The following is a 22,611-nucleotide window of genomic DNA, read 5'->3' on the forward strand; positions in this document are numbered from 1 at the left end:
ACGGAGTTTTGTATGAGCGTATCAAAAACCGTCGTTGGCAAGCCAACGACGATACTTATCATTTTCCTGCTTTTAATCGGCCTCGGTATCTATTCCACGAGTGACCTGGCCATTGATCTCTACCCGGAGATTGAACCACCTGTTCTTGTTGTATTTACCGGATATGACGGTGCGGGGCCCGAGGAAATTGAGAAACGGATTACCCGAACCCTTGAAGGTTCTCTGTCGAACGTAAGCAACATCGAGAGTATCACCTCGACGAGTTCGGAGGGGAGCAGCATGATCATGGTTGAGTTCACGTGGGGGACCGACATGGCCGAGGCTGCGAACAGCGTTAGAGACAACCTGGAATTTGTCAAAGGTGCCCTTCCCGACGAAGCCGACAGCCCCATGATCTTCAAATTTGATCCGTCAATGATTCCGATTATGGGTTTGACCTTGTCGGGGAACAGGACCCCTGAAGAGTTACGGCAGATTGCCGAGGATGTGGTGCAGCCGAAGATCGAACAGATCGAAGGAGTCGCCCTGACAAGTGTAAGCGGCGGACGGGAACGGATTATCAGGGTTGAGATCCCGCAGGACCGCCTGGAGGCCTATGACCTTACACTTACGCAGATTTCCAGCATGTTGCAGGGACAGAATGTACAGGTCACTGCCGGAAATATTGATGAAGGGAATATCAATTATCTGGTTACCACCAGTGGTGAATATGACAGTATCGATCAGATCAAGAATACGGTCATTAGTTATAAAAACGAAGGTATGCCCGGAACAAGCGGAGACGGTTCTACACAGCGTACGGTTCGGCTCCGGGATATCGCCGATGTATACGACGGCTATAAAGATGCGGACAGCCTTGTCTATATAAACGGAGAGCCGGGGATACAGATCATCATTCAGAAACAGAGTGGTACCAATTCCGTCCAGACCGCGGACAATATTCGGAACAGGCTCGAGCGAATCAATAAACAGGTCCCCGAAGGAATTACGGTAACGGAGATTTTCAATACGACGGATATCATTAAGTCGTCCCTTAATCAGGTTTCAAGTAGTGCCATTACCGGCGCCCTCCTGGCGATTATTGTTTTATTTGTCTTTCTGCGGAGCCTGAAAAGTACCTTTATCATCGGCCTGACAATCCCTGTTTCGCTGATTGTTACTTTGATGCTGATGTACTTTTTCGGACTTACCCTTAACATTATGACCTTGGCTGGCCTTGCCCTTGGGGTTGGGATGCTTGTCGATAACTCCATCGTTATTCTTGAAAATATCTATCGCTACCGGGAGAAGGGGGCTAAGCTAACGGCCTCCGCCATACTCGGCAGCCAAGAGATGATAAACGCCATAGTCGCGTCTACGCTGACCACTATCTGTGTATTTGCCCCAGTCGTATTGTTCAAGAGCCAGCTTGATGTGGTCGGAGAGTTGCTTGCTTCTCTCGCTTTTACCGTTGTCATCAGCCTCTCCGCCAGTCTTGTGGTTGCCGTGACCTTGATTCCCGTTCTTTCGAGCCACTACCTTCCGCTGACAAGCCGCAGACAGCGCCCCTTGCGGGGAACCCTCAAGGCCCTCGACGGGGTAATGGAGCGTTTTTTCCAGGGACTTGAGAATCTTTACGCATCGATCCTCAGGGGTGTGCTTCGGCATAAGATTATAACGATTGTCGTGGTGCTTGCTGTCTTTCTCTCTTCCCTTACACTTATTCCGAAGACTGGCTTTGAATTTATGCCAAGTATGCAGGAGGATCAGGTTAACCTGGGTGTGGAACTTCCGGTGGGAACAAAGCTTGAAATCACCGAAACGGTCATCAAGCAGATGGAAGATATTGTTCGCAGCGAAGTGAAGGGGTATGATGATATCATTACCGAAGTGGGGGAAGCCTCCTTCTTCGGCCTCGGCGGAAGTGCTATCGGCTATAAAGGGAGCATCAGGATCATGCTGCCTCCCTATAAAGAGCGCATCGACTCTTCCGATGATGTGAAACAGAAACTGCGTAAACACTTCAACGATTTTCCTTCGGCGGTATTTTCCTTCGACAGCAGTCAGGGGGCAAGTTTCGGCGGAACAACGCCCATCGATATTCTGATAAAAACCGAAGATTTGACCAAAGCAAAGGATATCGCGGAAAAGATTCGTGATATTCTGCAAAACATGCCGGAGGTGACGGAACCTCAGATCGATCTGAAAGACGGACTTCCTCAGGTAGAAATTGTCATGGATCGAGACAAGATGTACTCCCTTGGCCTTAACGTTTACTCGGTAGGCCAGGAGATTCAGGCAAATCTCGACGGTATTACCGCAAGCCAGTTCCGTGAGGGTGGAAACGAATACGATATCGTCATGTTTCTTGCCGATGAGGATAGAAATCAGATTCTCGATTTGAATAAGGTTTTCGTCAATAATCAGGCAGGACAGCGTATCCCTCTTGCCAGCTTTGCCAGGTACCAAAAGGGAACCGGGCCGATTACCATCAATAGAGAGAATCAGACCCGTGTTGTACATGTAACAGCAGGAACGGTACCCGGAACGGCCCTGAACGAGGTGGCCGACCGTGCCCAGCAGCTGATTAATCAGGAAATCCCTGCCGATGAGGATGTACTCATTGAGTTCTCCGGTGATTATGAAGATTTGCAAAAGTATGGCATGAGATTTGTTGCAATCATTCTTGTTTCCGTGTTCCTCGTCTTCGGGGTCATGGCCAGCCAGTTTGAGTCCTTTGTCGATCCGTTTATTATTCTTTTTGCGATTCCGCTTTCTATGATCGGCGTTATTCTGATCTATTTTCTTACCGGGCAGATCTTCAACATCTTGACGGCGGTCGGTCTGGTTATGCTTGCGGGAATTATCGTGAACAACGGGATTGTACTGGTAGATTATACCAATTTGCTGAGAAAACGTGGAATGAATATCCACGATGCCTGCGTGGAGGCGGGGAGAAACCGACTCCGGCCGATCCTTATGACGACGCTGACAACGGTCCTCGGATTGGTTCCCATGGCCTTTTTCCCTGGTGAAGGTTCGGAACTTGTGCAGCCGATCGGCAAATCGGTGGTGGGCGGTCTTTCGGTTGGCTCTCTTTTCACCTTGCTTCTCATTCCTGTGATATATGCAATTGTTAATAGGGTTGGTGAGCGCCGTCAGGAAAAACGGGAGGCACGTAAACTTGCCAGACAGAAGAATCGTTTGGAAATTGAAGCACAGTGCAAAGGAGATGAGGCATGAAATTGTTACGTGTTGAGATCATTGCCAACCGTTCTATCGAAGAAGATATGCATGATGCGTTTCGTAAGGCGGGAATTGTGCGTCATTATACGAAATTTCCTGTGGTTCATGGGGTCGGTACTTCCGGCCCCAGGCGGGGTGATCATGTTTGGCCCGAGGAGAATTTTGTTCTTACCACCTATTGTGAGGAGGAAGAACTCGACGCTATTGTCGACGTGGTGCGCGAATTAAAGGATTTTTTCTGCGACGAAGGGATAAAGGTTTTTGTTTCAAAGGCAAAGGAAATTCTATGAACCTCTTCCACCTCTTCGAAAGAGGTGGAATTCTCGGAGGGTTCATTATATAGTATAGCAATATGAAGAACACAGAGCTCCGTAAGGAGCCTTCCGCCCAGGAACTCTTGAAGATCATTTTTAAATATATAAACCTCATTGCAAATGAACGGGATGTTGGTCGTCTGCTTGTCGCCCTGGCTGATATGGGTCGGGATCTTATTACGGCCGATCGCTGTACCGTTTGGCTGGTCAACCAGCAGCGGGGAGAGTTGTGGAGTAAGATTGCTCATGGGGTCGACCGTATTGTTATCCCCCTTTCAAAGGGGGTTGCCGGTTATGTAGCCACTACCGGAAAGAGTATGATCACCAACGATGCCTATGCGGATGAGCGTTTCGACAAGCAGGTCGATAGCGAAACCGGTTATCGAACCAGAAATATCATTGCACTTCCGATTCGTGATTCGGCCGGAGAGGTAATGGGGGTCTACCAGGCGATCAATAAAATGTCCGGGGAGGATGGCTTTACCGAACGGGATTTGGAACACCTGCAGCTTGCTGCAAGCTATACCGGCAGTGAACTCGAAGCCGTTGCTCTTCAGGAAGAAATTGAGCAAACCCAGCGGGAGATGATCGTTACCCTTGCAGAAGCGGGTGAAATGCGTTCGAAGGAGACAGGCGGGCATGTCAGGCGGGTCGCCGAATACTCCTACCTTATTGCTCTGGCCATGGGAATGGATGCAGAGGAGGCCGAACTATTAAAAAATGCCTCTCCCATGCATGATATAGGCAAGATTGCCATTCCCGATGCCATCTTGTTGAAAGAGGGGCCGCTTACCGATGAAGAACGGGAGGTGATGAAGACCCACACCACAATTGGTTATGATATGCTAAAGTATTCGACAAGAGATCTTCTAAAAACATCGGCGATTGTTGCGTATCAGCACCACGAAAAATGGGACGGCAGCGGTTATCCTCAAGGCCTTGTTGGAGAGGATATCCATATCTACGCTAGGATTACCGCCATTGCCGATGTATTTGACGCCCTTTCCTGCGACAGGGTCTACAAAGCGGCCTGGCCCAAAGAAAAGATTGTTGCATTGTTCAAAGCGGAACGGGGACACCACTTCGATCCTGTCCTTTGCGATATTATGGATGGGTTGTGGGATCAGTTGTACGCAATCAAGAGGCAGTATTCTCACTAAACGTTTTGAGCTTTGATCAAAGAAACCTGGCTATCAGATCGATAAGCCTTCTGTTTCCCTCGATCGTGCGTTTTGCCACCGCTTCGAGACACTCCATGTTTTTTGCTCCTGCGTCATCCATCTCCTCACTACAGCCGTTAAGCAAAGGATTAAAGCGGATATATGTTACTCCGGGGAGATGGTTCAGCTGATAATCAACGCACTTATTTTGTCCTGTGCTCATCATTCCAAAAAGTGGAACATTGTTTTGCGGAAGGACCCACTCCACATAGCCCCAGCTTTTGACCTGTTTATAGCTCAATCGCTGTTCCAGCTGTCCAGAGCCGAGGGAAAGGATGAAAAACTTTCTGGCAAGGGGAAAAAGCCTGCGGGCCTCCACATAGGCGCACATTGCCGGATTGTTGGCAAAGACCCCGCCGTCGACGAGGCAGAATGGAGCATTACTGTCCAATCCGGTAACCTCGACCGGTGAAAAATAGCTAGGGGCGGCTGAGGATCCCCTTGCGGCATCCTTCATGTAGAAATTTTCTTCTCCCGGAAGATTTTTCATGATAATGGGACGGGCTGATAGGGTATCGTAGCTTGTTATCAGAACCCTTCCCAAAGCATCCCGGAGGGTAAGGTCGCCGAAAATATCTTCAAGCACACGATCGAAATTTCCTGCATCATACTTTTCCACAAAGGCTTGGCGAACCGTATTCAACTGTTTGAAGATATATCGTGGAAAAATCTCTGTTCCTTTTTCTCGGTATAAGCGTGCGATCTCTGCGGCGTTGTATTTAGGGTGAGCGTTTGTGGATAAAATGTTAATAAGCCTGGGCATAAGCGGTGTTTTTTTCGAGCTTTCTTCGGGAGAATCTGTGGGTAATTTCCTCGATTGTGGAACGGCCAGGCCGAGGCTTATGAGGCTGCCGGTGCTTGTTCCCGCCATCATATCAAAGCAGCGGCAAAATGGTTTTTTTCTTCCTATTTCGGTCCGTTTTTTCTCAATCTCTTCGAGAATGAGTGCAGCAAGATAGCCACGTATTCCTCCTCCGTCTACGGATAGGATGCGGATGGTTCTTCCAGGCACCAGTCGGCTATACCAGAGTGAATTGATGTGATTCATGTCGATACCTCACCTTCGGTAATATCCCTGACCCAAAGTCTGCTTCGAAAACGAAGAAGACCCATGATAGTTTTGCACACTTCTTCCATACCCAACAACAAAAAGAGCAGATGAATAGGCAGTTCCCATACAAAGGCTCCCAAAAATGCAAGGGGCACCCCCACGAGCCAGACTCCGGAAAGATCCACAAAAAAGCTGAAGGCCGTGTCGCCTCCGGCTCTAAAGATACCGATGACGGTGTGAATATTAAGGGCCTTAAGTGGAAAGATAATAGGGAAAAGACGAAGAACTCGTGCCGTCATTAATTTTACCTGGTCGCTTACATTGAAAAGACCGGGAATGAAACGAGCAAGAAGGAGTGCTCCGAGTCCTACCACTGCTCCGAAAAAGAATCCTATTGCAATGAAATGCCTTCCGGCTGTGAATGCTTCCTCTTTCTTTCCCATCCCGACCCGCTTACCAATCATGACCGCACAGGCATTACTCGTTCCCATAAAGATAATAAAAAGAAGATTGCTTGCGGTATCAACGATATTCATTGCTGCAATTACTCCGGTTCCCATTCTTGCAAATACGATCTTGTAGACAACCATGCCGGTTGCCCAGGCCATTTCATTGAGAATTACCGGGGTCGCAGTCTTGAGAAAGCGACGGACAAAAGAGCTGTTGAAGTCAAAAAAGGTCCGGACGGGAGCGGCCAAGATATTCTTTTTGACAAAGATTGCATGGTAGAGGATGATCAGTTCCAGGCATCGTGAAATTGTGGTTGCCAGGGCTGCCCCGGCAACCCCCATTTGAGGAAAGCCGAACTTCCCGAAGATAAGGAGATAATTGAGGATGATATTTGCTATGATCGATGCTGTCGTTGCCCGCAGAGGGGTAGCTGCTTCTTCGATACTGCGCAGGCTTACCGATGATAGAACACTTGCCGCAACAAAAAGATAACTTATCCCCACCACCCTTAAGTATTCGACACCGACCGTTACGACTGCTTCGTCGGTAGTAAAAATCCTGAGGATCTGGTCGGGGATAGTGAGAGAAAGAAGACTAAAGAGTATGGCGGCAGAACCTGCGAAACTGAAGGCAAAGCCTACGGTTCGGTGAATCGACGGGATATCTTTCTTTCCCCAGAACTGGGCGATAAAGACCGATGCGCCGCTTGAGACCCCGAAAAAGAAGAGAAGTGAGAGGAAAAAAAGTTGATTTGCCAGTCCGACTGCTGCAATCTCCACCTCGCCAAGCTGACCGATCATAAGGGTATCTACAACTGAAAGGCTTGATATGAGAAGATTCTGAAGCGCAACGGGGACGGCAATGCGAAGCAGCTCTTTTCGGAAGGAACGGTCTCCGAATAGCTGATCAGTAACGTGCATACATACCTCTTATATTGTGTTCTGACTCTACGATGCTTTTAAGCTTTGGGCAAGCAGAGAAAAAAAGCACCTGATGTATTGAAACCAAAATTTCAAGCCTTTATATTGAGCTTGCCTACAAATTTGATATAGTGTTGATTGTCATGAAAAAAATAGTGACGCAAAAGGACATTGCGCAGGCCCTGCACATTGGCCAGATGACAGTATACAGGGCCCTTCATAATAAAGGGAACATTTCTCCTGAGTTACGAGAGCGAATACTCGCCTACGCTGACGAGGTCGGTTACCAAGCCAATCGGGCGGCCCAAACCTTGGTCCAGAAAAAGGTAACTCGTATTGTACTGTTCTCTACTGACACGCCCCGGTTTTTTTGGGACTCTGTCGAGTCTGGAATAGGACTTGCGAAAGAACAGGTTAAACACTTCAATTATTCCGTGGAGTACTATCGGATTGCAAACAAAAATAGTGTTGAGTACCTTTCTGCCTTGACGGCCGTTATTGCCGAAGGGGTTGATGCCGTCGGTCTTGTCAACAATGAAGAATATGATATGACTGCAATTTTCCGTGTATTGGATGATGCACAGGTTCCTTATATTTTGTTCAATATTGATGCTAAGGAGTCGCATCGCCTTTGTTATATCGGCCCTGATTATATAGGAGGAGGCCGACTTGCGGCTGAATTCTTGGGGAAATGTGTGGCAGGAACGTCGAAAATCCTTGTAATAACCGATGATCATACAAAGCAGAATATTTCTGCAGAAGTTAATCATCTGCGTATTGACGGCTTTATGTCCGTGATGAAAGAGAGGTATCCATCCATCATCAATACCATACAGGGCGTTGACCTTGAACAAGGTGCGACAGATGTTGGACTCGAACTCAAGACTATCATAAACGAGTCCGAGGTATGCTTTGATGCGATATATTTGGTCCCGCCAATTAATCAGCTTCTTATGGAAGTCCTTGCCGAATCAAAAAGGCCGCTACCGAAAGTCCTTTTACACGATACCTTCCCCGGCTACAAAGAGTTTTTTGCAAGAGATATGATAACGGCAATTATTTTTCAAAACCCTATTCAGCAGGGCTTTTACGCCGTCAAGGTTCTCGAGGAGATGGTGGAAACCGGCTTCATACCTCGGGACGATATCCATTTGGTGCAGGAAGTCATGTTGGCTGAAAATAGCGATCTTGATAAGAATCACCTGTCATTTGACTGATATGCAGTGATCGTATAATGCACTACATGCAGCTTTCTTTTTCTTGACACATTGATTTACCCATGGTATACGTATATCAAGCTTAGCTAAGCTATTTTTTTACGATTCAGCTGAAAAAGCCTTTGCCATTTGAATGGTAATTTCCCAGCAAGGAGGGGAACATGAAGAAGATAGGGGTAATGATCGTATTGCTTATTTTTTTGAGTACGTTTACCTATGCATCAGGAGATCAGGAAGCGGGAAAGACCGAATTGTTTTTTTTCTGTGGTCATGGTGATCTCGAAGAGGGAACGAAGGAGATAATTGCGGCGTACGAAGAGACGCATCCCAATATAAAAATTACAACGATTTTTAATTCAAAAGACTATGCTACGCAATTTCAATCGATGATGGCAACCGATACATTGCCTGATATCGTTATGGTTGATCAGGAACGGCTGAAAGAATTTGTTGCTGCAGATATGTTGTTGGATCTAAGCGACAGGCCCGTTGCATCTCGCTTGTTTGATGTTGCGAAGGAACCAAACATGATAGACGGAAGGCTTTATTCGGTTCCGTTTCATCTCCAAGGCTATGGGATGTTGTACAATCCGAAATTGTTGGCGCAAGCACATATCAACAAGGTCCCCTCTACTTTGTCCGAATTGAAAGCCGCGGTCGACAAACTTAATGCCGCAGGGATTACTCCTTTTACGTCGATGTTTAATGAAACGTGGGCGGCCGACCAGTATCTTTTGTTCGGAATCAGCCCGATCTTAAACCAGGACCCCAGCCTGGTTGCGGGCCTGTATAATGGTACGGTGAAATTCAGTGATGCAAAATTCTCCGAGGTATTTAACTATATCGATATCCTCAAGGACAATGTTCCGGAAAATCCCTTCTCCTATTCGTTTGGGGAAGGAGCCAGTTATTTTGGACAGGGGAAAGCTGCACTGGCAATCCACGGAGACTGGATTCTGAGAACGGCACTTGCCGTCGATCCTAATCTTGATGTCCATTTGGCAGCACTACCATATTCGAACGTGAAAGAAAATAACAAGATTGTCGTTGGTGTGGCAAACGGACTTGGGATCATCAAAAATAGCAAGCACCTGCAGGAGGCAATAGACTTTTTCGATTACTATTCGACCCTTGAATCGGCCCAGATTCTTTCGAAATATAATTTTTCGTATGTTCCGCAGAAGGGATTTGATACCAAGGGACTCCATGCCGTTTATACTGATATCTCCGAAGCGTTGGACCAGGGCAATGTTATTCCCTGGGAATGGTTAAAGGTCGCTCCCGGTGGGGTGAAGCTGGAAGCCGGACAGTCGATGCAGGCTTATCTCAGTAACCAAATATCCCAGGACCAAGTCATGGAAAATGTCCAAGCGGCATTTGATGATGCAGTAAAATAAAGCAATCTGTACGTCTTAGTTGCTCCTCTAAAGTCGGATATCGGGAGCAACTAAGAGTATTAACGAAAATCCGATGACAAGCATATGAGATGCATATTCGATGAAAAAGCACGATTATAGCGCAGATTATTTTTTGTTTATTCTTCCGGCATTTTCTTTATTCTTTCTTTTTTTCCTGATTCCGGTCTTCAATGGGGTACGTTATAGTTTTTTTGAATGGAATGGCATATCCGCGACAAAGACATTTGTAGGTCTTGAGAATTTCAGGAATATTCTTAACGACAAAATCTTTTTCGAAGCTTTCAAGAATACGTTGAAATTTACCGTCGTACATGTACTGACCGTAAATCTTCTTGCACTTTTTTTGGCGGTTCTCCTGACAAAGCCTTCTGTTGTCGGGCGAAACTTTTTTCGCGGGATATTCTTTTTGCCGAATGTCCTTAGCCTCATTGTGGTCGGGCAGATTTGGAAATTTTTTCTTGGTCAAGCTTCATTCGAATTAGGGAAAAAAATCGGGGTTGCAGTGTTTCAGATAGGATGGCTGAGTGATCCACAGGTCGCTCTCTATTCGACGATCATTGCTTCGGTTTGGCAGGCTACGGGGTGGTATATGCTGATCTATATTGCCGGGATAACGGCAATACCTCGGGAACTGTACGAGGCTGCAACAATCGACGGAGGACGTCAGGTTTTTGTTTTTCGTCATATCACATTACCGCTGCTTATCCCGTCTCTGACTATATGTATTTTCCTTTCGACAATCAATTCTTTACGGGTATTCGATATTGTCTATGCAATGACGGGAGGTGGGCCTGGTCATGCAACAGAGACGGCCTTGCTAAATATTTATAATACCACATTCAATTCTTTCAAATACGGATATGGGACGGCAAAAGCCATTGTTTTACTGATTGTTATTATTGTTGTTTCATTTACACAAATTATATTGCTGAAACGCAAAGAAGTTGATTTGTAGAGGGAAAGATGTCAGTAGAAAAATTGCTCAAAACCATTCTTATTTATATCATTCTCATCATAGGTGTCAGCATCTTTATTGCTCCTTTCTACTTTGTAATTATAAATTCCTTAAAGACAAATTCGGAATATCTAGTATCAAAGCTGGTTCTCCCTTCCTCATTCTATGTGGACAATTATGTTGCAACCATTGAGATGATGAAATATGGAAAAACTTTGCTAAATTCGATTGTTATTACAGCTTTTTCAGTCTTTGGAATTCTTGTGATAGCTTCGATGGCTGCATATAAGATTGCAAGGACGAAAGGTATACTAAATACCATTCTGTTTTTTCTCTTTTTAAGCGTATTTGTTGTGCCGTTTCAGTCCGTTATGATTCCCATAGTGGTGATGGCCAGACGATTGTCTTTGATGAACAAACTATATGGTATGGTTCTGGTCTATCTGGGTTTGGTTTCTCCGACCGCAATTTTTCTGTACAGAGGATTCATTCAGACCATTCCCCTCTCTTTGGAAGAATGTGCACAGATCGACGGCGCTTCGGTATATCAGATTTTCTTTCGAATTGTTTTACCGTTGTTGAAGCCTATCACCAGCACCATTATCATTCTCCTCGGTCTTCAGATCTGGAATGATTTTCTTCTACCCCTTCTTATGCTGCAAACGCCTAAGAACTATACGCTGCCTTTGGCTACAATGCGCTTTTTCCAAACATATAATACTGCTTGGGGAAATATTCTGGCAGCGACGGTTTTGTCTTCAATACCTATGATAATCCTTTTTTTCTCAGCCCAAAAACAAATTGTACAAGGTGTAACCTCTGGTGCAATAAAAGGATAGGATAAAACATGAATAAAATAAACACGACTCCTTTTTCTGCGGATAAGGAAGGTATAGTCTGGAAAGGCGGCCGTGAGACCGTAATGGTGCAGGCCGTATTACCGGGAGTGATTAGGGTACAAGCTTGGCAGGCCCCATCCTGTACGGAAGATTATTATACCATTGAGGCTTCTCATGCTTCAATAAACGATAACGACTTATCAATACGGATTGAGAAAGAAAAGGCACGGCTGTCTTCGGGGGATCTTCAGGTTGCAATTTCATCGGGAGGACGGCTTAGCTTTTCGAATGTACAGACAGGCCGGTTGCTTTTTCAGGAAGCCGACTGGCTGCCTGGTAACCCAACTCTTTTCCCAAAAAGTCGAACGTACAAAAGAAAAAATGGGGCCTGGAGTATACGACAATTGTTCCTTTCACATGACGAAGAAAGATTTTACGGCCTTGGTCAGCACCGGAACGGATTGTTCAATTATAAAGGTGCTGTTATTCCCTTATGTCAGCAGAATGGCGAGACCTCGATTCCCTTCCTGCTGTCTTCGAAAATGTATGGCTTTGTATGGAATAATCCGTCGTTGGGAGAGGTCGAATTGGTGAAGAACCGCACCTCTTGGGTAGCGGAGGAGGCGCGGAAAATTGATTACTACGTCATCACCGGAGGTGATTATAAAACAATTTATTCACGGTATGCAGATGTAACCGGCCATTCCCCGCAACTTCCTTTTTGGGCTACCGGGTTTTGGCAAAGTAAGTTACGGTATGCTTCCCAAGAAGAAGTTCTGAACGTTGTGGATGAATACCAAAAACGGGGAATACCCTTATCGGCAATCGTCATTGATTATTTACATTGGACACGCATGGGGGATTTCGAGTGGGATGAGCGTTTGTGGCCTTCACCGGAAACAATGGTCGAAACATTGCGGCAGAAGGACGTAACCGTCGTCGCTTCGATATGGCCGGCAATAAATCCTAAGTCGAAACATGCGGAAGAATTATCCAATAAAGGGTACCTGGTCGATTCTGTAAAAGGAATGAATCTTTTTTTTCCATTCTTTGATACGAACGATATTCCACCGGTCTTTCTCCAATATTATGATGCCACCAATCCTGATGCACGCACCTATTTTTGGAAGAAAGTGAAGGCGATGTATTACGACAAGGGGATTAAAAATTACTGGTTGGATGGCTGTGAGCCGGAGATATATCCCTTTGATATGGACAACCTTTTGTTTTCTCTGGGAGATGGGAAAGCCGTTGCCAATCTTTACCCCTTGTGCCATCAAAGAGGGATAGCCGAGGCATTATATGCAGAGGGTGAGAGGGATTTTGTGCTCTTGTGCCGTTCTGGCTGGCTTGGAACACAACGCTTTGGTTCTGCCCTTTGGTCTGGGGACATTTTGTCGAATTGGCAGACCTTTGCCGACCAGATTCATGTAGGCCTGCATGTCGGTATGAGCGGTATCCCGTGGTGGACTTCCGATATCGGAGGATTCATGGAGGGTAATATCCATGATGAAGGATTTCAGGAACTGCTTATACGGTGGTTCGAATATGGAATTTTCTGTCCTTTATGCCGGCTCCATGGTAATAGGGATCCCCGGCCGGAAAATCCCACGGAATCTGGTGCGGACAATGAGGTTTGGTCCTTCGGTGACAAAGCCTATGGAATTTTGCAAAAGATGCTTAGAATCAGAGAGACGTTACGGCCGTATATCTACCGGGAAATGGAACGAACTTCTCAGGATGGACTTCCTATGATGCGGCCGTTATTTTTCGATTATCCGGAGGATTCGGCGTGCTGGGATATCGGGGACGAATACCTATTCGGCTCCCAGATCCTTGTTGCGCCCGTACATGAAAAGGGTGCTGTCGGCAGAAGTGTCTATCTACCCCAAAATCGGCAATGGATGGATGCGTGGACAGGAACCTTGTATGAAGGTGGGGTTCATCTTCAGGTTTCTGCGCCATTAGATATGATTCCCGTTTTTCTATCACCGGATTGTGATGAGATTGTGGTAAAGGCTTTTCGGGAATAGTATCTTTGATACGCGGAAGATGTGGTATGATGAGTGCAGTTCCGGAGAAGGAGAGAACGTGAAAGAACTTGATGCATTGACAATCACCGTAGTTGCGGAGGATTCCGTTGGTTACGAAACCCCTTACTTGGGGCAGCACGGCATTTCTCTTTTTCTCAATGCCGTTCGAGGTGAGACACGTGTCAACATTCTCATGGATGTCGGACAAAATCCGAAAGCACTCTTAACAAATATGGAATTGCTTAATATTTCACCTGGATCAATTGATATGATCGTTTTGACCCACTGTCATTACGATCACACCCAAGGCCTCGTTGAGATTATCAAAGCGACGGGGAAAAGAAACCTTCCTGTCGTTGCACATCCCGATCTTTTTCGCGTACATGTTATTACCGACCCTTTTTTGCGCTATATCGGCGTACCTGGAGAGGACCAAAACAAAGTGGTGGAGGAAGCAGGGGGAGTTTTGTGTCTCGTTTCCGATCCATTGGAACTTCTGCCGGGCCTCATGACGAGTGGAGAGATTCAGATGCTTACCGACTATGAAGAGGTTGGTATGGCATTGAAAACCATTCGAAACGGGAATGTATCAGAAGATTCTGTCGTTGATGATCTGAGCCTCTTCGCTGTGGTAAGAGATAGAGGGTTAGTCGTTATGACGGGCTGTGGGCACAGAGGAATTGTGAATATTGTCCAGCAAGGGGTTCGAAATACCGGCGTTCGGAAGATTGCATCTATTATTGGGGGGTTTCATCTCATTGAATCTTCCGATGAAAAGATCGAAAAAACGGCTGCAGGCTTGAAGGCCTTGGATATTGATTCGGTGAAGGCCGGACACTGTACCGGCTTTAAGGCCCAGGTTGAGCTTTATCATGCGTTTAACGATAACTTTTCTCCCATGCACGCCGGAGATATATACCGATTCTGATATTGGGGGACCGTCTAAGCAATAGGGCAATAGGCGGTCCCATCTCCTGTCTATGATTCAGGCCATCTGTCCATACGGGAAAGAATTTCTTTTTTATTTCTGCTGATCCCTACTAAATAGACCAGATAGCCGACTATCATCCAGACGGCCGCATACAGGAGAGCCTTCCAGCCCTGAAGGATCAAGAGATAGACCGAAACAGCCAGTCCAAGTACAGGAAGACACAGAAATCCTTTTTTCCTGTATATCCCAGGGAGCTTGTCGACTAATTCCGGGAATTTTTTTCTTGCCATCAGGACAGCAATGTGTGTGATAATCCAATTATAAAGGAACATCGCTACAATAATTTCGGCGACAAGCTGAATCGTTCCGGAAATAATCAAGATAATGGCAAGTACCGATGTAGCAATGAGTCCGAAAGTCGGTGTCCCGAATCTATTTACCGATGCGGTTTTTCCTCCCAAGATTCCATCTCGGGACAGTCCGAAAAACACCCGCGCCGCTACTGCCTGCTCACCGTTATGTGATGACAAAATCGCTGCCCATGCAACAATAACGATAAAGACGACACCGAAAGGCCCCATGAAGGTAGAAGCTACCGCAGCATAGGGGGCCTCAGATGCTGCAAAGTCCTTCCAGGGAAGCACTGCTGTTGAAACGAATGCCGATACAACATAGAGAAGTGTGGGAATTAAAATCCCTAGAATAATTCCCCAGGTAATGGTTTTTGCGGGATTCTTTGCTTCTTCCCCAAGATCTGCTGCCAAGGTCAATCCTGCATAGGAAAAAAGGAGCAACGATGTGGCCTTCATGACTCCGGCAAAACCCAGGGGTGATCCCATTGTGATATTTGTTCCCTTCATATGGGGAAGGGCTAGAATTATATATATGAGTATTCCCGCGACCATAAAAAGGAAAAGAACATTCTGTACGATTTTAACGGTTTTTAAGCCGACCCAATTGATGAGGGAAAATAGTATTGTAACTACAACCGCACCAATAGTCGCAGGAAAGACTACCGATGTTCCGGGAAGGGCGTTTAGGTAATTAATGAAGGCTTGTGCTGTAATTGCAATCGGACCGATAACGGCAAGCCACATCCCCCAACCTGATAAAAAGCCAAGAGGCTTCGAAACGATTCTGGTTGGATACACATAACTCTCTCCGCCTTCCACCGGATGCATAAGGTTAAGAAATATTGTGCTTATACCGACGAGAATAACAGGGATGGCACCTATTGCATAGGCGAGCCAGGTGAGCGAACCCGCGAATTGAGCCGCTATTCCGGTAACGATAAATACACCGGCACCGATGATAATACCCGATGTAATTGCCGTTACATCTAGAATGCCAAGCTCCCTGTGGAGCCCGGTTCCTTTTTGAGACATACAAACCTCCTGGAAAAGATATTGCTTCTATGTATAGATATATTTACATGCCGACACCATTGGGTCAAGCTTACGGGTGTCGGTTTCTTTCCGGAGGGACCAAAGCTGTCTGACCAAATCCGATCAAATCACTCCTACCTGCCTGTCTAAGGGCTTTGCGAACCCTGTCGTAGTTTTTCGGTCTGTTGAATTGAAGCAGGGCGCGTTGAAGATGCCGTTCTTTTTCACCTCGCGGGACGAAGATCGGTTTCATGGTTCTGGGATCGATGCCGGTAGCCCACATGCAGGTGGATAGGGTTCCCGGGGTGGGGTAGAAATCTTGTACCTGGTCGGGAATAAAACCGCTTTTTTTCAGGAAAAGAGCCAACTCAACCGCTTCATCGAGGGTACTTCCGGGATGGCCGGCGATCAGGTAGGGAATGAGGTATTGCTTCTTGCCTATCCGCTTCGTTTCTTCGTAAAAAAGGCGGGAGAATTGTTCATATACCTCTATCGGTGGCTTTCCCATGGCTTCGAGGGTTCGCGATCCGGCATGTTCGGGAGCAACCTTGAGCTGCCCGCTGATGTGATATGCCACCAGTTCCTTTAAGAAACTTCTATTTTCATCCAGCAGGAGATAGTCGAAACGAATACCGCTTCGGATGAACACCTTTTTTACGCCGGGGAGCTTCCTCAGACTTTTGAGTACATCGAGGTAGGCCGTATGATCGACCTTGAGAGATGGGCAGGGTTTGGGAAAGAGGCACTGCCGGTTGCTACAGGCACCTCGATGTTTTTGCCCCTCGCAAGCAGGTGTGTGAAAATTTGCGGTGGGACCGCCGACATCGTGGATGTAGCCTTTGAAATCGGGATCGGCTATAAGCTTTTGGGCTTCCCGAAGAAGGCTTTCCTTGCTTCGGGGCGTAATGATCCGTCCCTGATGAAAGGTGAGCGCGCAGAAACTGCAGCCCCCGAAACACCCCCGGCTGCTGACAAGGGAGAAGCGTACCTCCTGGAGCGCAGGAATGCCTCCGGCCTTTGCATAGGAGGGGTGGGCCCTTCGGCAAAAGGGTAGTTCGTAGACCGCATCAAGTTCCTCCGTTGTGAGGGGAAAGGGAGGAGGATTGTGGACTATGAAGCGATCACCGCAGGGCTCTATAAGGGTTGCGGCGCTGTAGGGATCGGCATGTTTCATCTGGAGTGCAAAATGGTCGGCATAACGTGTGCCATCCTTGATGAGTGCCTCGTGAGAGGGCAAGAAAACAGTTTTTGATCCTGTGATATCATCATATTGTGATGATATGATATTGTCATATGCAATATTATTTTTTCCGACGACCCGAACCAAACCGCGAATCGTTTCCACATTGGGCTGGCTTCCTTTTTCGACAGCCGTCTCTAATGCAGCCGCCAGGGCAAGTATCGTAGTTTCCGACATCCCGTAGAGAAGATAGTCGGCCTTAGCATCGAGGAGAACCGAACGCCGAATCGTATCGCTCCAGTAGTCGTAGTGGCTTAGACTTCTGAGGGAGGCCTCAAGCCCGCCGAGTGCGACGGTAACCCCTTTAAAGGCCTGCCTGATCCGGCTGGTATAGACTACCAGACTCCGGTCGGGACGCAGACCGGCTTTGCCGCCGGGCGAGTAGGCGTCCTCTCTTCTGGGGTGCCGTGATGCACTGTAGTTTGCGACCATTGAGTCAAGATTTCCGGAGGTGACCAGAAAGGCAAGACGAGGCCTCCCGAAACGACTGAAATCCTCTGTGTTCCTCCAGTCCGGCTGAGCTATGATCGCAACACGATAGCCGCGGCTTTCCAGGAGGCGGCCGATAAGGGCTGTTCCAAAGGAGGGATGATCGACATAGGCATCCCCGGAAACGATGATGAAATCGGGGGACGCTGTTCCGTGCTGTGCCTCGAATTCCTGCTTTGTGAGGGGCAGGAATTCGGCGTGGTTCTTGTGCATTGCACTTGAGTATAGAAGAAAGCCGATGCTATAAACAGGGGTCACATACCAACGGGAAAGAGGATTCCCTGTTTATCCAATAGTCGCTGTTCGATGGTTTTGACAATGGCCTCGAAGTCTTTGTTCTGCTCCACAAAATCCAAGCGATCCGTGGGAACTATCAATATCGGGGCAAGAGTGAAATCATTAGTCCACCGATCATAGAGCCGATTCAAGCCTTGGAGGTAGGTGTCGGAAATGGAGGCCTCGAAATTCCTTCCCCGAAGGGCAATGCGTTTTTTTAAGGTTGTCACCGATGCCCTAAGATAGACGATCAGGTCGGGCGGGGGAAGCATGGTGATAAGGGTATGATACAGTTCCTGGTAGGTTTCCCAGTCTCGCTTTGTCATAGATTGCTGTTCGTAGAGGTTTCTGGCAAAGACCTCTGCATCTTCGTACATGGAACGATCCTGCACCACAGAGAACGGATCCTCTGCCAAAAGGTGATGAGTCCTGACCCGGTGGGTGAGAAAAAAGGTTTGGGAATGGAATGCCCAGCGTCTCATATCCGAATAAAAGTCTTTGAGGTAGGGGTTTTCCGTCACTGGCTCGTAGTAGGGCCTAAAGCCAAGCCGATCGGCAAGTTTTCTCACGAGGGTAGATTTTCCCGCACCGATATTTCCCGCAAGCACGACATATTTTTTCATGGTTCAGCGCTCCCGGATCTATACTCTATGCACTTCGGGAGTGCTTAACAAGGGGACTGGTCAGCTGTAGAAGGGAGAAATTTCCGCCTTCCCTGTCATGCCGCAGGATTCTCGGATGATCATTCTTGTTTCGGCATTAATAGTTCGGGCCGGGGCATCCGGATGTTCGATCCTCCAGAGGAGGGTTTCCAAGGCTAAGTTACCAATTTGTTGTACGGATTGATGAATGGTTGTGAGGGGAACTCTCAGCATTTGAGCGTAATGTACATCGTCAAATCCTACTATCCTGAGATGTTCCGGAACAGAAATACCGACGGATTCGCACGCGCCTAAAAGCGCCGAGGCCGTTTCGTCATTGGCGCAAATCATATTGAAGGGGGGGGCTTCGGGATGGTCGAAACGAGAGGTAATATATTCGAGTTCCTCAGGATTGACCAGGTGGATCCATTCTGCTTGAGGTATAATTCCATAATCGATGAGAGCGGTACGATAGCCCCTCAATCTGATTGAAATGGTATACGCGGAGTATGGACGAGCGAGGAAATCGATCCGTTTTTCTCCATGCCTGAGATAATGGCGGGTTGCCATATATGCCGCACGAAAATTATCGATGCCCACGAGATCAAGATTGCTTCGTTCCGGGAAGGGGAGATAATCCGAGTCGATCAGGACAATAGGAATCCCGGCATCCTGAAACATTGATATGATTTTCCGATTGATCTGATCGAAAGAGGGGCTCAATTCCAGGGGTTCGAAGAAGACGCCTGCGATGTGGTGGGCAATATAGCGTTGCGTAACATCGACTAAACTCTTTGCTGCTTCCGTTGTTCTGATTTCCGAACCACTCCAGAGAAGTGAGCATTGATTTTTCTCCGCATTGGCAGCAATTTGCGTACAAATTGGTTCGAAAATCTCTCCTTTACCAAGGCCAGGGACCAAGAGCCCAAAAATGCGGTTGTTGAATTTATTTTTGTAGGAATGAAGGTTGTTAACGAAACTTCCGGATCCTGTTTTTCGAACAATGATGCCCTCTTCCTGAAGAGCGTTCAACGCACGGGTGACTGTTGGCCGGGAGACATTAAAGCGTGAGGCCAGTTCAACTTCTGTCGGCAAGCGGTCACCGGCATGATATCTACCGTTTTCAAGAAGATTTCGAAGTTTATCATAGATATACTGATATTTGAACTGCATGCGCTCAACTTTGTTTGTCACCTTTCTCTGCCTTTCCTTCTGTCGTTTCGCCGTCTCAGTATAGCGAGCTGAATGCCTTCGGAAAAGCGATCCTCCTTGCTTTTTTCGTTCTTTTCCATCAATGCATGTTTTTACTGCATTAAGTATACAGAATTGTAATATGATATTATCATATTTGTAATATTTTTTCTTGACAAATATGCAGTTTATGCAGCTACAATGTATGATAACAATGTTTTAAGGAGGAGTTTATGAGAAAAGTAGTGCTGATACTGCTTTGTGGCATGTTGCTTGGCGGAACACTGTTTGCCGGTGGTCAGGGAGAAGGTGAAAAAGTTCTTCAGGTGGCGGCTACCTTCGGCGATCTTGGAAATCCCTTCTTTTTTACCATGGGTAAGGGAGTCGAAGATGCAGCAAAGGCAATTGATCCCAATGCAAAGGTCACTGTCCAATCGTCGGGCTATGATCTCAATACTCAAACCAGCCAGATGGAGAATTTCATTGCAAATGGTGTGGATATTATTATCTTGAATGCGGCCGACACCGCAGGAATTGCACCTGCCGTACGGAAAGCAAAAGAGGCTGGTATTATCGTGGTTGCCGCCGATGTAAATGCAGATGGCGGAGTCGATGCAACGGTTACCTCCAATAATTATCAGGCCGGTACCCAGGCTGGAGAATACATTGTAAAGAGGCTTGGGGGGAAGGGAAACATTGTCATTATCAATGGACCTCCTGTATCCGCCGTTATCGACCGGGTAAACGGAGCAAAAGAGGTTTTAGCCAAGAATCCTGGAATCAAGATTCTCTCCGACAACCAAAACGCCGGTGGTAACCGTGAAGGCGGGCTCCGCGTCATGACCGATCTTCTTACCGCTTATGATAACATTGATGCGGTTTTTGCCATTAATGATCCAACCGGTATTGGTGCTGATTTGGCGATCAAACAGGCTAAACGCGGTGATGAAATGTTTGTTGTCGGCGTTGATGGTGCTCCCGATGCTGTGGTTGCGCTTAATGACACGAACAGCTCTTTTGTAGCCACCCCATCACAGGATCCGTACACCATGGCGACGAGGGCCGTGCAGGTAGCGTATGAAGTGATACAGGGGAATCCCCCTAAAGAAAAACTGATCCTTATCCCGACCACATTGATTACCAGGGACAACGTTAGTGAATACAAGGGCTGGACCGAACCGGAATAGGTTTATCGTTCGGACTTATGCAGTGTGATAGTGGCGGCCTCCGAGTGAGGCCGCCACCATATACTAGTTACGGGGGATGATATTTCATGGATGAACAAGATCGAAAGGAACCGATTCTTTCCGTCCGGAATCTGAGTAAACGCTTTCCCGGCGTACAGGCACTGGACGGGGTTTCTCTGGATATTTATGCCGGAGAAGTCCATGTACTCATGGGAGAAAACGGTGCTGGAAAAAGTACGTTGATGAAGATTCTTGCCGGAGTCTATAAGGCTGACGAAGGAGAAATTCGTATAGACGGGCAGTTGGTCGCCCCCGAAAACCCGCTTCAGGCCATGGCACTTGGGGTTAACCTAATCAATCAGGAGCTTGGCGTTGCGACAAATCTGACGGTGGCGGAGAACGTCTTTATGGGAAGCGAGCCGCATCGTTTTGGGGTAATAGACCGACACCAGATGGCTATTCGGACTCAGGAGGTTTTGAAAAAACTTGGCGCCTCTTTCCAACCGGAAGTGAGGGCTTCCCTGCTTAAAGTTGCCGAGCAGCAGCAGGTTGATATCGCTCGTGCCCTTGTACATAACGGCAGAGTGCTGATTATGGATGAGCCCACAGCAGCACTAAGCGAGAGGGAGATCGACAGGCTCTTTGATCTTGTCCGCAGCCTTCGGGAACAGGGCCTGGCCATTGTTTATATTAGTCACCGTCTCGCAGAGGTCTCGGTAATAGCGGATAGGGTATCCGTTTTACGAGACGGCCAATACATCGGAACAGTCACGAAAGATAATATGGATAATGAAACCATCGTAAAGATGATGGTTGGGCGCTCTTTAAAGGATTTCTACGAACATCAGACCGCCGAGAAAAAAGAAGACAACTACCTGGTTGTTAAGCATGTGTCGGACGGCAAACGGGTAAAAGATGTTTCCTTTCAAGCTGCGGCAGGTGAGATCCTAGCTCTCTCGGGGCTTGTTGGTTCAGGACGGACCGAGCTTGCCCGTTTGATATTCGGAGCGGATAAGCCGTTAACGGGCGAAGTAATCGTCGAAGGGAGAAAACTGACGATTACTTCACCAAAGGATGCAATTCACCAGGGAATCGGTTACGTGCCGGAAGATCGAAAAACAGAGGGGCTTTTTCTGGGCATGAGCAGTCAGGAAAACATCGTTATGAATATCATGGAGCAGAAGGCGCGTTTCGGCATCTTAAATCGGAAAGAAAACGGCTCCATCACCGACCATGCAATAAAGCAGCTGAACATCAAGCTTTCCAACCCAAGAAACGCGGCTCTCTCGCTTTCAGGAGGGAATCAGCAAAAGCTCCTTCTCGCCCGTTGGTTACAAATCAAACCGAGGGTTTTGATTCTTGATGAACCGACCCGGGGTGTTGATGTGGGAGCCAAAAGTGAAATCTATAAGCTGATCGGAGAAATTGCCCAAAACGGCGTTGCCGTTGTTTTTATTTCAAGTGAGCTGCCTGAGGTCGTGGGCCTTGCTCAACGGGTGCTGGTCATGCGCGAAGGGCGAATCACCGCAGAATTGCGGGGGCCTGAGCAGATCAATCAGGAAATCATTATGGCATATGCAACGGGCATTCGAAAACCGGACTACACTTTTTCTGCATGAATTCGTGAGG

Annotated in this window: 17 protein-coding genes; 11 read left to right on the plus strand and 6 right to left on the minus strand. The window is 47.3% G+C overall.

Going from position 1 to position 22,611, the window contains the following annotated elements:
• Positions 1–12: 12 nt before the first annotated feature.
• The 3 genes from SPIRS_RS00185 to SPIRS_RS00195 all read left to right on the plus strand — a co-directional run bounded on the left by SPIRS_RS00185 (position 13) and on the right by SPIRS_RS00195 (position 4,699).
• Entirely contained in the window at positions 13–3,222 is a 3,210-nt protein-coding gene (locus SPIRS_RS00185) for an efflux RND transporter permease subunit (protein ID WP_013252662.1), read from the plus strand.
• Positions 3,219–3,515: a PG0541 family transporter-associated protein gene (locus tag SPIRS_RS00190; RefSeq protein ID WP_013252663.1), complete on the plus strand. Its 297-nt coding sequence runs from the start codon at positions 3,219–3,221 to the stop codon at positions 3,513–3,515. The genes SPIRS_RS00185 and SPIRS_RS00190 overlap by 4 nt, the downstream gene beginning before the upstream one ends.
• A gap of 62 nt (positions 3,516–3,577) precedes the next feature.
• A complete protein-coding gene (locus SPIRS_RS00195) occupies positions 3,578–4,699 on the plus strand; it encodes an HD domain-containing phosphohydrolase (RefSeq protein ID WP_013252664.1) in 1,122 nt (373 codons plus the stop codon).
• A gap of 16 nt (positions 4,700–4,715) precedes the next feature.
• Here the strand turns inward: SPIRS_RS00195 and SPIRS_RS00200 are convergent, their stop codons facing one another.
• Together SPIRS_RS00200 and SPIRS_RS00205 are read right to left on the minus strand one after the other, a co-directional pair.
• Positions 4,716–5,807: a patatin-like phospholipase family protein gene (locus SPIRS_RS00200; RefSeq protein WP_013252665.1), complete on the minus strand. Its 1,092-nt coding sequence runs from the start codon at positions 5,805–5,807 to the stop codon at positions 4,716–4,718.
• Positions 5,804–7,180 (minus strand): MATE family efflux transporter, encoded by a 1,377-nt coding sequence (locus tag SPIRS_RS00205; protein WP_013252666.1) that lies wholly within the window; start codon positions 7,178–7,180, stop codon positions 5,804–5,806. The genes SPIRS_RS00200 and SPIRS_RS00205 overlap by 4 nt, the downstream gene beginning before the upstream one ends.
• A 143-nt stretch (positions 7,181–7,323) precedes the next feature.
• On the opposite strand from SPIRS_RS00205, the gene SPIRS_RS00210 reads away from it, so the two are divergent.
• From SPIRS_RS00210 to SPIRS_RS00235, 6 genes are all read left to right on the plus strand, one after another.
• On the plus strand, positions 7,324–8,397 hold the full coding sequence (locus tag SPIRS_RS00210; protein WP_013252667.1) for a substrate-binding domain-containing protein: 1,074 nt from the start codon (positions 7,324–7,326) through the stop codon (positions 8,395–8,397).
• 161 nt (positions 8,398–8,558) lie between these two features.
• On the plus strand, positions 8,559–9,794 hold the full coding sequence (locus SPIRS_RS00215) for an ABC transporter substrate-binding protein (RefSeq protein ID WP_013252668.1): 1,236 nt from the start codon (positions 8,559–8,561) through the stop codon (positions 9,792–9,794).
• Positions 9,795–9,894: 100 nt separating this feature from the next.
• A complete protein-coding gene (locus tag SPIRS_RS00220; RefSeq protein ID WP_013252669.1) occupies positions 9,895–10,770 on the plus strand; it encodes a carbohydrate ABC transporter permease in 876 nt (291 codons plus the stop codon).
• Between the two features lie 8 nt (positions 10,771–10,778).
• Complete coding sequence (locus SPIRS_RS00225; RefSeq protein WP_013252670.1) at positions 10,779–11,609, plus strand: carbohydrate ABC transporter permease; 831 nt, start codon at positions 10,779–10,781, stop codon at positions 11,607–11,609.
• 8 nt (positions 11,610–11,617) lie between these two features.
• Complete coding sequence (locus SPIRS_RS00230; RefSeq protein ID WP_013252671.1) at positions 11,618–13,642, plus strand: glycoside hydrolase family 31 protein; 2,025 nt, start codon at positions 11,618–11,620, stop codon at positions 13,640–13,642.
• 58 nt (positions 13,643–13,700) lie between these two features.
• Entirely contained in the window at positions 13,701–14,570 is an 870-nt protein-coding gene (locus tag SPIRS_RS00235) for an MBL fold metallo-hydrolase (RefSeq protein WP_013252672.1), read from the plus strand.
• Positions 14,571–14,620: 50 nt separating this feature from the next.
• On the opposite strand, the gene SPIRS_RS00240 is transcribed toward SPIRS_RS00235, so the two are convergent.
• The 4 genes from SPIRS_RS00240 to SPIRS_RS00255 all read right to left on the minus strand — a co-directional run bounded on the left by SPIRS_RS00240 (position 14,621) and on the right by SPIRS_RS00255 (position 19,798).
• Positions 14,621–15,958: an APC family permease gene (locus SPIRS_RS00240; RefSeq protein ID WP_013252673.1), complete on the minus strand. Its 1,338-nt coding sequence runs from the start codon at positions 15,956–15,958 to the stop codon at positions 14,621–14,623.
• A gap of 70 nt (positions 15,959–16,028) precedes the next feature.
• Complete coding sequence (locus SPIRS_RS00245) at positions 16,029–17,900, minus strand: YgiQ family radical SAM protein (protein ID WP_245537654.1); 1,872 nt, start codon at positions 17,898–17,900, stop codon at positions 16,029–16,031.
• A gap of 41 nt (positions 17,901–17,941) precedes the next feature.
• Positions 17,942–18,586 (minus strand): deoxynucleoside kinase, encoded by a 645-nt coding sequence (locus tag SPIRS_RS00250; protein ID WP_013252675.1) that lies wholly within the window; start codon positions 18,584–18,586, stop codon positions 17,942–17,944.
• A gap of 60 nt (positions 18,587–18,646) precedes the next feature.
• Positions 18,647–19,798, minus strand: a complete 1,152-nt coding sequence (locus SPIRS_RS00255; RefSeq protein WP_013252676.1) for a LacI family DNA-binding transcriptional regulator — start codon at positions 19,796–19,798, stop codon at positions 18,647–18,649.
• Positions 19,799–20,028: 230 nt separating this feature from the next.
• Here SPIRS_RS00255 and SPIRS_RS00260 point away from each other — a divergent pair, with 230 nt between their 5' ends.
• Both SPIRS_RS00260 and SPIRS_RS00265 read left to right on the plus strand, forming a co-directional pair.
• Complete coding sequence (locus tag SPIRS_RS00260) at positions 20,029–20,982, plus strand: ABC transporter substrate-binding protein (protein ID WP_013252677.1); 954 nt, start codon at positions 20,029–20,031, stop codon at positions 20,980–20,982.
• Positions 20,983–21,068: 86 nt separating this feature from the next.
• Positions 21,069–22,601, plus strand: a complete 1,533-nt coding sequence (locus tag SPIRS_RS00265) for a sugar ABC transporter ATP-binding protein (RefSeq protein WP_013252678.1) — start codon at positions 21,069–21,071, stop codon at positions 22,599–22,601.
• The last annotated feature ends 10 nt before the right edge of the window (positions 22,602–22,611 follow it).

This window comes from Sediminispirochaeta smaragdinae DSM 11293 (assembly GCF_000143985.1).
In the GTDB taxonomy this organism is placed as follows: domain Bacteria; phylum Spirochaetota; class Spirochaetia; order DSM-16054; family Sediminispirochaetaceae; genus Sediminispirochaeta; species Sediminispirochaeta smaragdinae.